This is a genomic window from Wolbachia endosymbiont (group A) of Longitarsus flavicornis (assembly GCF_963931955.1).
Classification (GTDB): domain Bacteria; phylum Pseudomonadota; class Alphaproteobacteria; order Rickettsiales; family Anaplasmataceae; genus Wolbachia.
Map to the genome: position 1 here is coordinate 132,657 of NZ_OZ008337.1, position 13,988 is coordinate 146,644.

The 13,988-nt window shown below is 35.0% G+C and carries 12 protein-coding genes and 1 pseudogene; 9 read left to right on the forward strand and 4 right to left on the reverse strand.

The window, feature by feature from the left end:
- Positions 1–6: 6 nt before the first annotated feature.
- Positions 7–1,371: pseudogene (locus AABM58_RS00620) on the reverse strand (DUF4815 domain-containing protein); the annotation flags it as partial.
- 16 nt (positions 1,372–1,387) lie between these two features.
- Positions 1,388–2,074, reverse strand: a complete 687-nt coding sequence (locus AABM58_RS00625) for a hypothetical protein (protein ID WP_338405987.1) — start codon at positions 2,072–2,074, stop codon at positions 1,388–1,390.
- Positions 2,075–2,325: 251 nt separating this feature from the next.
- On the opposite strand from AABM58_RS00625, the gene AABM58_RS00630 reads away from it, so the two are divergent.
- From AABM58_RS00630 to AABM58_RS00655, 6 genes are read left to right on the forward strand one after another with little or no spacing between them, the layout of a single operon-like run.
- Positions 2,326–2,814 (forward strand): sigma-70 family RNA polymerase sigma factor, encoded by a 489-nt coding sequence (locus AABM58_RS00630; protein ID WP_264377110.1) that lies wholly within the window; start codon positions 2,326–2,328, stop codon positions 2,812–2,814.
- A gap of 52 nt (positions 2,815–2,866) precedes the next feature.
- Positions 2,867–3,670: an ATP-binding protein gene (locus AABM58_RS00635; RefSeq protein WP_264377111.1), complete on the forward strand. Its 804-nt coding sequence runs from the start codon at positions 2,867–2,869 to the stop codon at positions 3,668–3,670.
- 23 nt (positions 3,671–3,693) lie between these two features.
- Positions 3,694–4,503 carry a helicase RepA family protein gene (locus AABM58_RS00640; RefSeq protein WP_264377112.1) on the forward strand — a complete coding sequence of 270 codons (810 nt, stop codon included), beginning with the start codon at positions 3,694–3,696 and terminating at the stop codon, positions 4,501–4,503.
- Between the two features lie 26 nt (positions 4,504–4,529).
- Positions 4,530–5,021, forward strand: a complete 492-nt coding sequence (locus AABM58_RS00645; protein ID WP_338405988.1) for a hypothetical protein — start codon at positions 4,530–4,532, stop codon at positions 5,019–5,021.
- Positions 5,006–6,193: an AAA family ATPase gene (locus AABM58_RS00650; RefSeq protein WP_338405989.1), complete on the forward strand. Its 1,188-nt coding sequence runs from the start codon at positions 5,006–5,008 to the stop codon at positions 6,191–6,193. The genes AABM58_RS00645 and AABM58_RS00650 overlap by 16 nt, the downstream gene beginning before the upstream one ends.
- 35 nt (positions 6,194–6,228) lie before the next feature.
- The gene (locus AABM58_RS00655) at positions 6,229–8,373 is read left to right on the forward strand and encodes an AAA family ATPase (RefSeq protein ID WP_338405990.1); all 2,145 of its coding nucleotides are present in this window, start codon (positions 6,229–6,231) and stop codon (positions 8,371–8,373) included.
- Between the two features lie 778 nt (positions 8,374–9,151).
- Here AABM58_RS00655 and AABM58_RS00660 read toward each other — a convergent pair.
- Both AABM58_RS00660 and AABM58_RS00665 read right to left on the reverse strand, forming a co-directional pair.
- The gene (locus AABM58_RS00660) at positions 9,152–10,267 is read right to left on the reverse strand and encodes a hypothetical protein (RefSeq protein WP_338405991.1); all 1,116 of its coding nucleotides are present in this window, start codon (positions 10,265–10,267) and stop codon (positions 9,152–9,154) included.
- Positions 10,233–11,465: a hypothetical protein gene (locus AABM58_RS00665; RefSeq protein ID WP_264376971.1), complete on the reverse strand. Its 1,233-nt coding sequence runs from the start codon at positions 11,463–11,465 to the stop codon at positions 10,233–10,235. Before AABM58_RS00665 ends, AABM58_RS00660 begins: the two co-directional genes overlap by 35 nt.
- A 224-nt stretch (positions 11,466–11,689) precedes the next feature.
- Between AABM58_RS00665 and AABM58_RS00670 the strand changes: the two genes are divergently transcribed.
- The 3 genes from AABM58_RS00670 to AABM58_RS00680 all read left to right on the forward strand — a co-directional run bounded on the left by AABM58_RS00670 (position 11,690) and on the right by AABM58_RS00680 (position 13,979).
- Positions 11,690–12,148: a Holliday junction resolvase gene (locus tag AABM58_RS00670; protein ID WP_338405992.1), complete on the forward strand. Its 459-nt coding sequence runs from the start codon at positions 11,690–11,692 to the stop codon at positions 12,146–12,148.
- 102 nt (positions 12,149–12,250) lie between these two features.
- Positions 12,251–13,465, forward strand: coding sequence for a DNA modification methylase (locus AABM58_RS00675; protein ID WP_338405993.1), 1,215 nt, complete (start codon positions 12,251–12,253; stop codon positions 13,463–13,465).
- 28 nt (positions 13,466–13,493) lie between these two features.
- Complete coding sequence (locus AABM58_RS00680; protein ID WP_338405994.1) at positions 13,494–13,979, forward strand: hypothetical protein; 486 nt, start codon at positions 13,494–13,496, stop codon at positions 13,977–13,979.
- Positions 13,980–13,988 lie beyond the last annotated feature (9 nt).

Here is a 13,988-nt window from a genome sequence, read left to right on the forward strand (position 1 = left end):
GAAGTCTATTGCTTCAAGCTCATTCATCGGTACAGCATGAATAGCATTATTCACTATTTTTACCCCTTCTTTTTCTCCGTTTTTCCATGTTTGGTGAATGTGGCAGAGCAAAAGTTGTCCACTAGGCGCTCTAGGCATTGATGGTCTCCAGGGATGGGCAATTCCCTTGATTCTTCTCACCACTCCTTTTGCATCTATAGTGATTAAATCATAGCGGGGCATTTTCCAGGTGTAGTCAATCAGAACCAAACTGTTATCAACTGCACCTCTGACTTTACATCCCTCTTCGCTTATATCTTCAGGACTTATATGAGTGCGACAGCGGTAGGTTATCAGGTAACTACTTCCAGGAGCTGGTTCTTTGCCTGGTAATAACCAATCAACGTTTCCTGCGTTTAACTTATAGTCTATACTATTTTCATAAATAACATTACCTTGTTTAACTTGAATAATCTCAAGTACTGCAGAGTCAGGAATAGCTCCTGAATATGAACCGTGAGTAATGGTAATGGTTTTTTGAATAGTGATATCTACTTTTTTAATTTCACTTATTGGAAAATCATTAACCTTCAATTCCATTACCCTTTGGCTATTTGGCTGAAAAGTATGTGGCTCTGATTCAACTGACTTTATATCTGGATCTTCATCAAAAGAAACACGAATACTGTGAGGAAGTTCAATCTCATAGCCATCAACATGAGCTTTGCCCTCATTAATCACAAATATTTTTTTTCCTCCTTCTCCCTCTTCCTTTTGCAGGAACATTACTTCAAGACCATTTACGACATAGGAACCATTGGCTTCTTTGTCATAACGAGCAAGAGCTGTAGTTACTATATTTGCTTGTGGTGGCGGTGAATGTTCTATCAATACTCCATTTTCAATATTGTAAATTGGGTAAAATTCGCCATTTGTAGAGTTAACAGTAACACTTTCTACTTGGTATCCCCAAATGATGGAAACTTTAAGCCTTGCTGCGCCTACTTCCTGATAATTTCTTGTACCAACTGCAGGATCACGAAGGTTTTCATCCTCAAGTTCTGTAATCGTAGATTCTAGATAATAAACACCTATGCGAACTGTAGTATTAAGCGGGATAACAAACTCTTTTGCCTCTACCTTTCTCACCGCTCCACGAAGATAGATTTTTCCTGACTCAAGTGTAACTTTTTCCCCATCTATGATGCAATTGCTTCCTGTTATAACATCACCATCACGAAATATTGCATCACCTATGCCTTTAAGCTTAGAGAGAGCATACTCCTGAGTCTCGTTTAGTTCTGCAGATTGCAAACCTCTTCCAGCAAGAAATAAGCTTTTTTCGTATTCTTTGTCAGGATTAAAGCGGTTATAATAGGCGTTTAAAGTCATTTTATGCTAGAAAAATTCAAAAAGTTACAACAAATGAAAAAGTTTCCCGAGTTGCAGATGTTCTGATAAGTGGTACGGTGTATTCTAAAACTAACAAAATTCCAGGATTTTCCACGTCTTTTGGTTCAAAATATCTCTGTCCTTCAGGTAATCCTTCTTTTATTTTAGTACCAACCATAACCCCTAATTCCCTTATCACTTGATTTGCTGCGTCCGTGAAATCGAAAGTAAATTTAAGGTACAAATTATTGGTTGGTACATTTGAGGACCTAAACCTTCCAGAAGGAGTTACAAGTTCTCCATTCTCATCACCTGTGCAGAAGAGAACTTCGTCTGCAGTACGCCTGCCAAGTTCATTGAGTAGTTTTTGAGAAGTAATGGGCTCCGGTGGTGTGCTTTGAACGTACTCTATAGTAACTGTACTACTCTCTACAATAGAGCTGTTTTCTGTGCACTGAATAATACCAGTACTACTATCAACTGTATAATCAATACTTGGCTGATAAGTTGTTTGTCTGATAAAAATTTTTACGTCTTTAATGGGATGGTGATCAAGCTTGATTTCGCTATCAGCTGCAAAAGTTTTTTCTACTTTATGATTGCTTTCCCAACCTGCATCACCTGTTCCCCAGGCAAGATGTATCGGCTGCTCTTTTATACTTGCTGCTATTGCTGCTCTTCCTGATTGTGTAAGAATTGACACCTGTGATGAGTTTGAAAGGCTTATATAATATATATTCAGGATTTGGAAAATTTTTGTCCAAAAAAAATGAATTTTTGCCTAATTTTTTGTTGCAGTATTATTTAAAAATCGAACTGTATTATTCTCGAAAAAAAACAATAGAATATCAATAGGTTAAAAATTGCATCTGTATTATTTATTTTTGCCCCTGTCCTACAAAGTGGACCTGTAAGTTCTCATCCTTAAAGCATTAATTGTTTTAGGGAAAAGTTATGAAACTAAAAACTGCCATAGTTGTTCAAAATATACGGTATCAAGCTAAGAGATTAAAACTTTTTGAATGCTTTGCTCATGAAACTCATGAAGATCTTGAGCAAGAACTTTTCTGTGAAATTTGGACTTATCTTGATAGATATGATGAAAGTAAAGGTAGCTTTAACACTTTTGTAGCAAGATTAACTGAACGTCGTGCCAATAACTTATTGGAGAAACAACTATGTATGAAGCGCAATATTAATAACTATGTCAATATTGAGAAAACAGAAGCTTTTGAAGATGAAGTAGCGAAACGTACTGATGTAGATTACATGATTTCAACGCTACCAAGAAAGATGCAAAAGATATGCGAACAACTCAAGTACTTTAACTTATATGAAGTTGCTAAGATGAACAACATATCAAGAACTACTTTAAATACTATGATAAGAAAAATACGTATAAAACTCTCTTCCATCTACTACAAGAGCAAAAAGAAAAATTGAACATAAATTCTACCTTTCCTGAATATATAACATATACCATTGAGGTGAATAAATGACTTTTAAAATTCTAAACAATAATGAAAGATTGAAAACAACTACAGGAATAAAAGTAGTAATTTTTGGTCCTTACGGTATTGGTAAAACCAGCCTCTTAAAGACTATAAGTGAACCAACACTATGTCTTGACTTTGAAGCAGGTCTGCTTGCTGTTCAAGATTGGCAGGGAGATTCAATTAGTGTTCGTACTTGGAATCAAGCTCGGGATATTGCCTGCCTAATTGGTGGTCCGAACCCTGCACTAAAATCTGATCAAGCGTATAGCCAAAGACACTATGAGCACGTATCAAGTAAATACAATGAAGAGTTTTCTAAATATCGATGTATTTTTATTGATAGCATCACTGTAGCATCACGTCTTTGTCTCTTATGGGCAAAAATGCAACCGGAAGCTTTTTCTGAGAGAAGTGGAAAGCAAGACATGAGAGCTGCTTACGGAATACTTGCGCAAGAGATGATGGCTTGGCTCAATCAGTTTCAACATATCAGAGATAAAGACATCATAATAGTTGGCACATTAGGTCAATATCTCGATGACTGCAATCGTCCAACTTGGCTACCTCAATGTGAAGGAGCTAAAACTGCTAGTGAGATTCCAGGGATAGTTGATGAGGTAATCAGCATGGTTGGAATCAAGAAAGATGATGGTACAGAGAAACGTTCATTTGTCTGTCAGACTATTAATACTTGGGGATACCCAGCTAAAGATCGCAGTGGCTGCCTGAATATGGTTGAGGAACCACATCTAGGTAAATTACTTGCGAAAATTAAAGCCAAAACTTTGGCTCCTATTGTTTAATTAAAAATTGGAGAATAATTATTATGGAACAAAGCTTTTTCAATATCGGTCAAAAAATTCCCTTTTTCAGCATAAAAGAGTATTTAAACGACAAAGCACCGATACCAGAAGATATAATCTCACCAAGGATTTTAACAAAAAGAGGCTTATTGGTACTAGGTGGCCCACCTAAAATTGGCAAAAGCGATTTTCTAATTTCATGGCTTGTCCACATGGCTGCTGGAGTTTCATTTTTGGGTATGACTCCAAGCAAACCTATGAAAATTTTCTATCTGCAAACTGAAATTGAATATGAATATATGAAAGAACGGTTGCAACAACTTCAACTGGATAACGAACTTTTGAATATAGCTGCCAATAACTTAATCATTACACCAAGAGTACAATTATCTTTCAGCAGTGAAGAAATAGATGAAATTAAAAATGTTATCAAAGAGCGTTTCAAACCTGATATTATTGCCGTCGATCCTCTTCGTAACATTTTTAACTCAAGTGAATATGGCAATGAAAACGACAATAGCGCTATGTTATTCTTCTTGCAAAAAACACTTGAAAGACTGAGAAATGTTATCAATCCAGATTCGGGCATAATACTCACTCACCATACAAAAAAACTATCCAAAAAAATGTTAGAAGAAGATCCATTTCAAGGCCTAAGTGGTGCTGGATCTTTACGTGGATTTTATAGCACTGGCATGGTGATGTTTGCTCATGATGAGGAAAGCACTGTCCGTCAAATAGTATTTGAGCTTCGTAATGGTGAACGTGTAGCAAATAAGCTTGTTGATAAGATAGATGGTCGTTGGAAGCTTGCAGACCAATGGAGTAACTGATTTTTACTTAATTTATAGGAGACAATATGTTATCAGATTTTTTAACTGATTTTAATAACGCAAAACTGCAGAGCAATTTAATACCAAAAGGTACAATAGTCAAGGTAAAAATGGCAATAAAGCCTGGAGGTTATGAAAATTGGTTCACTAAAAGCTATGCTACCGGCAGCATCTATTTAAACGCTGAATTTACCGTCACTGAAGGTCAATATGCAAAACGTAAGATTTTTCAAGTAATTGGTATTAAAAGTGGCAAAGCAAGCGTTGAAGGAGAAGATACTTGGGGAGAATCTGGACGTTCTATGCTTAGAAGTATTTTAGAGTCAGCACGGAACATTCATTCAAATGACACTTCAGAAAAAGCAGTTATTGCTAGAAAAGTCAACTCTATAGCTGATTTTAACGGGGTAGAGTTTACTGCAAAAGTTGGTATTGAAGCTGATCGATATGGAGAAAAAAACAAGATTGCCACTGTTATTACTCCAGAACAATCTGAAGTTGATTGGTTGCCATTTTGAAGTACGACGAAGAGAAGCTCTGGATTGCTGTAATTGAGAGAGCTATCAAAGATGCAGCAGTAGAGCTAAAGAAAGAAGCAATTAAATGGTTTGATTCAGAGTCTTTTGAAACTGTTTGTGAGCTAGCTAATCTCAGCTCTAAACGTATGAAAAGTATGTATGGGGGTTTTATGCAGAGAAAGGAAATAAAAGGATTATTGATTGATAATATTAAGGAGTGTGTACCTTACCTAATTCCAAACGGTAATTTTTATCGAGAGAGGACTTATGTTGGCAATTGTGATGGGGATACGATTACAGTTAAAATAGTGGGTAAAGAAGCTGGAAATTGGCGTAATTTTACTAAAGGAATCAGTGGTGATATTATTGATCTTTGGACTTTAGTTAAAGGTGATATAAATTCCGCTAAGAAGTGGTTAAATACTAAAGAAAACACAACAGAACATAAAATTACATCGTTTTCAGCAAGGCATTACTTGAATGATAAATCACCAATGCCAAAAGATATAATAGGCCCAAGAATTTTAACTCCAGGCGGTCTTTTGGTTATAGGTGGAACTCCCAAAATAGGAAAAAGTAATTTTCTACTTTCCATGTTGGTACATTTAGCTGCTGGAGTATCATTTCTTGGTATGAAGCCTGCAAAGCCACTTAAGATATTCTATCTACAGAATGAAATGGAATATGATTACATAAGAGAGCGCTTACAGAAGCTAAGAATCAGCAAGAAAACCCTTGATGCAGGGACAGAAAACTTAGTCATCACTCAAAAAATAAAACTAACCTTGAATGTGGAAAAAATAAAAGAAATTATGTCGGAAAATCTCGATGTAAAAACAGTTGATCTTATAGTGATAGACTCTCTTTTTGATTATAGGAGTATGATCTCTTTTCTGCAAAATAGTATTGATGAACTACGCTCTATAACTAATCCTGCTGCTGGAGTAATAGTTACACATTACACCAAAAAAATGTCAACAACCACGTTAAAAAAGAATCCATTTCAAGCATTGAGTGGTGCTAATGTTTTAAGAAGTTTATATACATCTGGAATAATGATATTTAGGCCAGAAAGGAATACTCTGCAATTGATGTACGAACTTAAAAACGGCAAACCAATACCAACAAAATTCATAAATATGGTTAACGGACGCTGGATAGCTACAGCTTAACCAAATTTCTAAACTTTAAATATATTGGAGATTTTATGGATATCTATTGTGATTTTAATACTGCAGCTCCACGAAAAAATGCACCGTTAGTAGAAAAAGAACAACTTAAAGCTCAGCTTCTGTTAAATATCAGATCATGCCTTTCTTATCTATTGCCAAGAGGGATTTTTCGTGGTGGTAAGTTTTATGTAGGCAATGTACAAGGTGATAAAGGAAAGAGTCTAGTAGTAGAATTAAGTGGCAGTGAAGCTGGCCTATGGCATGATTTTGCAACAGGAGAAGGTGGTGACATTATCGACCTTTGGGCAGAAGTGCATAGAAAAAGTACTAGAACAGAGTTTACTGAAGTAATGGACTCTATAGCTGAATGGCTTGGTCATTTTAAAAAGATCAAAACTGACAAAACTGCAGGTAATCCAACTGCATATTGGGATTATTACGATGAAAACGGCCAAGCTATTGTTAGGGTCTATCGTTATGATGATAATAATGGAAAGCGATATCTTCCTTTTGATATAAAAAAATCTGACTTTGGTGCACCGAAGATAAGGCCACTCTATAATATTCCAGGTATTTTGAAATCCGATAAAGTTATTTTTGTTGAAGGGGAAAAATGTGCAGAAGCGCTGATAGAGAAAGGAATAACTGCAACAACAGCAATTTCTGGAGCAAATGCACCTATTGAGAAGACAGATTGGACTCCACTTAAAGGTAAACACATTATTATATGGCCAGATAATGATGAACCAGGTAAACGATATGCTGAAAATGCTGCAAAAAAGCTTTTAGAGATCGGAGTTGCATCACTTGTTAAGCTTAAGATACCACAAGATAGGCCGAAAGGTTGGGATGCTGCTGATTGTGTAAAGGAGGGTATAAGCATTGAAGAATTTTTAGCTTCAACTCCTTTACTTACTATTGATACCCCATCTACTGACATTCCAAATACTTCAAATATGAAAAGTTTAGAAAGATCTACAAAACATCCGCTTAACATTTTAGACTGGAGTGTGAGTCGTTATTTAGGTTCAGTACCAATACAAAGGTTTCTTGTTGAAGGTTTATTTCCTTTAGGTGTTACCTCAATAGTAGCTGCTATGGGAGATACAGGTAAAGGTATGCTACTCCTTGACTTGGCACTTAAGGTTGCAAGTGATGCAGATCAGATATGTGGTTTTGGTTCCCTTGTTACAGAGCATGGATCAGTAGTGATTTTTTCAGCAGAAGATGATGCAGGTGAGATACACCGTCGTCTTGATCGTCTTGATCCTAGTAGCAAGAGAGCAGAATATCAAAATCGATTATTTATTATACCTATTCCAAATACGGGAGAGCCCTTTTCTATAGTGAAAAGCAACATGCGTGGTAAATGTCCTGAAACTTCAGATAAATTTGAAGACATCTGTAGACAATTAGATAAAGTAAAAGATCTAAAACTAATAGTATTTGATCCACTAGTATCATTTGTCCATGCTAATATAAACTCAGATCCAGAAATGGGATATTATGCAATGGGGTTACTTGCAAACTTAGCAAATGAAACAGGAGCAGCTGTAATTGTAGCACATCATATGAGAAAACCCAAGTGCAGTGAACCGATTACGACTGTGGAACAGGCAAGAGATGCGATAAGAGGTACAACTGCACTTGTTGATGGAGTTAGGTGTTCTTTTGCATTATGGCCTGCTTCAAAAGAGCATCAGAATACTGTGTTTAATACATTAAAGGTTAGTAAAGTTAATAATGCAGTATACCAAGGAGCTATAGTTAAGTCTAATGGAGCAACAGATAGGAATATAAGAACTTACTTACGCTCCTCAACTGGCTTGCTTGAGGATATATCTGAGGAATTTAAGCTTGGAAAATTATCTGATGAATACTTAAAAAAGATACTGATGCAAGCTATTGCAGTGTCAGCAGAAGAAGGTCATCCGTTTACTCATACAGGTGGACCAGGAGTGTTTCAACAACGGCATAGATTACCAGCTGCATTTCATAGTGTTAGTAGGCATAGACTTGAACGTTTAGCACAGGAACTATTAAACGAAAGAAAAATAGTAAAAGGTATGGCTACAAACTCAAAAGAGGATAAATGGCTTGATATCAAAACTGGTTCTTTTGCCAGAGGAGAAGGTAAGTTTAAGCTAGGTGCAGGAAGGTTTGAAATAGGTAACTTCTAAAAAATACTTAAAGCTCACTTATGAAAGTTTTGTGGGTTCATTTTGTCTCTCTGAAAGTAAGGTTTTAAGAACAAAAAATGAATTCCACACGACCAAATTTCCATGATTTCCGGAAAATTTATCAAGATTTGGAAATTAGAGTATATTCACACTTAAACTATTGAAATTCGTTGATTTTTAGCCATCTAATATAAGAAATATTACGTTTCCATTTCCAAAAAATTTAGCTAATTTGGTAATACTCAAACCCGCTACAGTGGCTGATTTCCACTTTCCGAGAATCTTATATATTATATATATATAAATAATAATAAATGATATAATAATAAACTAATATAAAATACAATAACTATAGTAATGGTTCATAGTAACTTTTGAGCAAAAAGAAAGAAGTTTGGAAAAGTAGTCACTAATAAAAATACAACACAGAGACAAAAATATGAAAAACCTACTATTGCATTTTGAACAACTTGAAAAAAAAGATGAAGGACCTAAAAGTGAAAGACAAATGCTTACAAAAGACAAAACAATTTATAATAGCATTTTAAAAAGACTCTATGACCCGAGGGTACAATTTACCACCTTGACCTAAAGAACGCTTATAACAGCCCTTAAAAGCCGATTAACACCATGTCTTAACTTATAAGAAAGACCTTATGTTAATTTTATCACGTTTTACTTTAGTTGTAAAGAAATTTTTTTAATGTATGACAGATTTGTATAGTCGATATTTTACGTAACTTATGGCGTTTAATTGGTTATTTAGTATCTCTAAAACTTAACGAGTTGCTTTTATAACCAAAGTAAAAGGGTTAATACGGTAGCCATAATCTTTACGTGATGATCCAGGCCAACCAACTGTTTGAATCACATCATTACGTTCGATGTTTAATCCTAACTTTTTAGCTAAAGTGGTTTTTATTGTTCTTTGGATTGTGTTTATTGGTTTTCTAATGTAATGTTCTGGGTCTGCTTCTGGATCAAGATTTAGGCGCTTTTCTATTTCAGTGATGCTAAGCAACATGTGTTTTTCAGGGGGTAATTCTTTTTTACAATCATTCAAAAATTGTTCAAATAATACGCGCAAAACTTTCATACATGCTACAGCTTTCTTATTTAGAATCTCTATATTGTTTACGTAAAGTGAGCCCTCTATCAATTGCAACTTTAATAATTCCTTCTCTTTAGGAGGTTCAATTAGATTAAGTGCAGTATGTAAGATTTGCATTGAAGTATTTGGTATGAACTCTAGTACTCCTCTTTGTGCTGCTTCTTGGAATACTTCAATTAACGTCTTATGCTGAAAGAAAAGGTCAACCATTTTTACTATGGGCAAATCAAGAGGTATGTTTGATGGATTTTTTCTCAGTATTATTAATACAGTTGGATTAGCTTTAAGCTTATCTATCGTTAAGAATGTTGGATTGGTGCAAAAATCAAGTATGATTAAACTTACAATCTTACCTTGTCCACCAACATGATAAACTCCACTTTCCACTTTTTGCCACATAAAATTTGTATCACTTAGCTGACCTTCAAACCAATTCATAAATTTCTCTGGGTTTAAATATGCAGATAAGCGGTGAAATCTTTGCTTCTTGTAGGTATTAGGCAAAATATCACGGTTGCAATTTTCACAAATTATATTATCGCATGCTTCGTTAAAGTCCTCATCAATGAAAATCTCATTGTTACAGTATGGATCAACTATATTTGGCCAATCTAATTTATCTTGTCTACGAGAGCAGATAATGTAAGACCTCTCCTGCATCTTAATTAATTCAAGATCTGACAAATACCTTGCTGCTTTGATGTAATTTTGATTTGGGTTAACCCAAGAGCTGCCAGAATTAAGAAGATCAGAGATTTGCTCTTGGCAAGATTGTAAGACCATAAAATTGTTTTATGTATGCTTTAAAATCCTCTCTTTCCCTTTTATTCAGAGGATGTTCAGAGTAGTAAATTGCTATATACTCATCACTTCGCTTGAAAAATAAGCCTATCTTTTTGCCTTGAAATATTACTTTAATCGACTCTATAAGTGGCACTATGTTTCCTACAAATGGCTTTAAAACATGCAATTCCGGTGCAATAGGATCATATGGAGCAACAGTCAAAGTGATATTAGTATAGCTGTAATTGAAACGATTTGACTGAAACTTTAACTCAAAAACACGAATATTTGAATCAGATTCATTAATACAAGTTTCTATAAATTTATGCACCTGTTCCGCGAAATTTTTATCCTGCACATCTACAAAAATACATTCGCAGCCAAAGTAACAACTTGCAATGCTATTTGCTATTTCTATAGCTTGATCAATATTTCTAGCACCAAGATCTACCTGAGTGCCATTTAGTAGAAAATCCAAAATCATCCACTCTGCCTTATGGCCATGAATAACTTTGTTTGAATTTAACAACAAATCTATATCGCTAGCTTTTCGTATTAACACATATAAACGATTCTGATGATAGAAGAAACCTTGTAGTTGATTCTCGAAACTGTCATTTCTCTTAATGTTATCTTCTTTCAGTATTTGTTGTATGATTTCCTCTGAGATAAAGTCCTTAAATGGAGTACTTGGTCGTCTTGGTATTTTTTGTAAGGCAAAAGACATGAAACTCTTTCTTTGTATTTTTTCAAAGTGATAGACAGACTTTAAAAGATTGTAATCTGCATGAAACAGTAGAAACAGCAAAGACTTCTTATCATATTTATTATTATTTTTTACAAGGTAGGATTTCATGAGTTCCGTAGTTAATGCAGATCTTGCAATTTCACTGACAGTGACTTCTAGTTTTGCACGGTCAAAACAGGTAATCAAGTAGTAAGTAACGAGAGAATCGGAATAATTAGCAATCACTTTACGTTTGTATTGTACAGATGTATTATCGTAGCTTTCATCATCAAAGAGTTGAGCATTTAATTTATCTTTAAAGGAGTTTTGAAAAATAATATTTAATTGCTTACCAGAAAGTGAATCTATCCAAGACTGACGTATTTTTGTATTGTGAAAACGATCAAGCAAATGGTTAACAGGTACTTCTAAATCATCTTCCCAAAATTTACGATTTGGATAAATGTTCATAAGAAACTAACCACACCATAATAGCATAATAGACTATTTAAATAGTTAAGATAGAAATTTGAAAGTCTTGACCAATAATTATGCAAGGGCTGTTTACTGATTTTTAACCAAGCTTTTTCTAAAAAGTTTGCTTAAGAAGAAGATTTTTTGGACAAAATTTTTTCAAATCCTGAATATATATTATATAGGGTTCACGTACTCTAGTGAAACAAATCTGAATATAAATGTCAATCCTAACACTAGATCTCGGCAAACAAACAGGCTGGGCAATTCTAGCAGATGGAGTAATTGAAAGTGGAAGCAAAAGTTTTCATGGTAGTCGTTTCAGTGGAGGTGGCATGTGCTTTTTGAGTTTCCGTAATTGGCTTAACTCTTTAGAACATAAGTTCACTGCAGTGTATTTTGAGGAAGTAAGAAGACATTTAGGAACTGATGCAGCTCATTGCTATGGTGGTTTTCTTGCAGTGCTGTCTGCTTGGTGTGAAGAACATCATGTGCCATACAAAGGTGTTCCTGTAAAGACTATAAAGCGCTTTATAGCAGATGCAAGTAAGAGTGAAGTTATTGAAGCTGTAAAGGAAAAAGGTTTTTTGCCTAAAGATGATAATGAATCTGATGCTTTAGCATTAATGTTTTACGCTATGAATCTTGGTAAAGATTTTAACATATCAAAAATACCATAAAAGTGGGTCCTTTCGGCCATACTGGCGGATTTGGTGGGTCAGACCCCAGGCCTTCTTTAGCGTCAGAGATATTTTGAATATTAACTTTTTAATTATTAAGATATGAATTTAGCAATCCACTACTATCCTACTCAAAATCTGGTCGAATATGAGCGTAATCCTCGTAAAAATGATGACGTAGTAAATAGAATGTGTGCTTCTATTCGGGAATTCGGCTTTCGTATACCAATAGTTGCAAAAAGCGATGGAACTGTGGTTGATGGTCATTTAAGACTTAAAGCAGCAAGAAAACTTGGTATGGAAAGTATTCCAGTGGTCTTAAGTGATAATCTAAATGAACCACAAACCAAAGCTTTTCGATTACTGGCAAATCAATCAGCTAATTGGGCAAAGTGGGATGATGAGCTTTTGAAAGTAGAAATTCAAGAGTTAGAAGATTTACAGTTTGATCTTAAAATGACTGGATTTGAATTAGAAAAAGTTCAACATTTCCTTGATGATTTAGATAGTGAAAAAGAAGATCTTTCTGACTTAGCTGTTGATGACAAAAAGGTAACAAAACCAGGTGATCTTTGGATTTTAGGTGATCATCGAATCTATTGTGGTGATAGCTCTGTAGTTGAATCATTTAAAGCAGTACTGGGCGATAAAATGGCAGACATTACTATTTGTGATCCTCCATATAACGTTGATTATGGTAGCAGTCAAGAAAGAGAAGATAAAAAAATATTAAATGATAATCAAGGTGAAAAGTATGAGCTTTTTCTCTACGACATCTGTTCCCATATTTTAGCATATACGAAAGGTGCAATTTACATCTGCATATCATCATCAGAGTTTTCAACGTTGCAAAAAGCATTTGAAGAGGCAGGAGGAAAATGGTCAACATTTATCATTTGGGCAAAGAATCATTTTACGCTAGGCAGGTCTGATTATCAAAGACAATACGAAGCAATGCTCTATGGATGGAAAAGGGGCAATAAACGTGAGTGGCATGGGGGTAGAAATCAAAGTGATCTGTGGTTTTATGATAAGCCAACACATAACTCATTACATCCAACAATGAAGCCAGTAGAGCTAATGGAGAGAGCAATAGTAAACAGCAGCAGATCAGGAGACATAGTACTTGATCCATTTAGCGGTTCTGGAAGTACACTGATTGCATGTGAGAGAACAGGAAGAATTTGCAGGACAATAGAGCTAGATTCAAAATTTGTAGATGTAACCATAAAACGTTGGCAAATATATACCGGAAGAGATGCCCTTTTAGCCAGTACTGGTAAAACTTTTGCGGAAATTCAAGAAGAAAATTCGTAAAAAGGAGCGAAAAGAGAGGAGGAAAAGAGTGGAAAAAATCACGCAGACGGAATGGGCAAGAGAGATAGGAGTATCAAAGCAATATGTCTGTTATTTAGTAAAAAAAGGAATAGTTGAGTTGGAGGATGGTTTGATCAATAGAGAACAAGCAAATGAAGCGGTGGCAGCAATAAGAGATCCAAGTCAGCCACTGAGGAGGAAAAATCCAGAAAACGAAAATACAAATAACCTTTCTACAATGTTGCTAAAAACGCGAATAAAAAATGAGATGGAACGTGGTAAACTGCTTGAGGCAAAGGCAAAAGCTGAGATTGGTGAACTTGTAGCAGTAGAGGAAGTAAAAACTGAAGCATTTAATGTAGCAAGAGTTGTCCGTAATAATCTGCTTAATATTCCAAATAGAGTTTCAGCACTACTTGCATCACTGAGTGACACTGAAAAGATTCATATGGCGCTAACTGAAGAGATTACAAACTCGCTTGAAGAATTATCTAACACTAAATTTCAAATATAAAAAGATTTT

Bases quoted from the DNA above. Each gene is read 5' to 3' on its own strand.
- AABM58_RS00670 (WP_338405992.1), top strand. From the start codon at position 11,690: ATGTCAATCCTAACACTAGATCTCGGCAAACAAACAGGCTGGGCAATT.
- AABM58_RS00645 (WP_338405988.1), top strand. From the start codon at position 4,530: ATGTTATCAGATTTTTTAACTGATTTTAATAACGCAAAACTGCAGAGC.
- AABM58_RS00660 (WP_338405991.1), bottom strand. From the start codon at position 10,267: ATGGTCTTACAATCTTGCCAAGAGCAAATCTCTGATCTTCTTAATTCT.
- AABM58_RS00635 (WP_264377111.1), top strand. From the start codon at position 2,867: ATGACTTTTAAAATTCTAAACAATAATGAAAGATTGAAAACAACTACA.
- AABM58_RS00630 (WP_264377110.1), top strand. From the start codon at position 2,326: ATGAAACTAAAAACTGCCATAGTTGTTCAAAATATACGGTATCAAGCT.
- AABM58_RS00640 (WP_264377112.1), top strand. From the start codon at position 3,694: ATGGAACAAAGCTTTTTCAATATCGGTCAAAAAATTCCCTTTTTCAGC.
- AABM58_RS00675 (WP_338405993.1), top strand. From the start codon at position 12,251: ATGAATTTAGCAATCCACTACTATCCTACTCAAAATCTGGTCGAATAT.
- AABM58_RS00655 (WP_338405990.1), top strand. From the start codon at position 6,229: ATGGATATCTATTGTGATTTTAATACTGCAGCTCCACGAAAAAATGCA.
- AABM58_RS00665 (WP_264376971.1), bottom strand. From the start codon at position 11,465: ATGAACATTTATCCAAATCGTAAATTTTGGGAAGATGATTTAGAAGTA.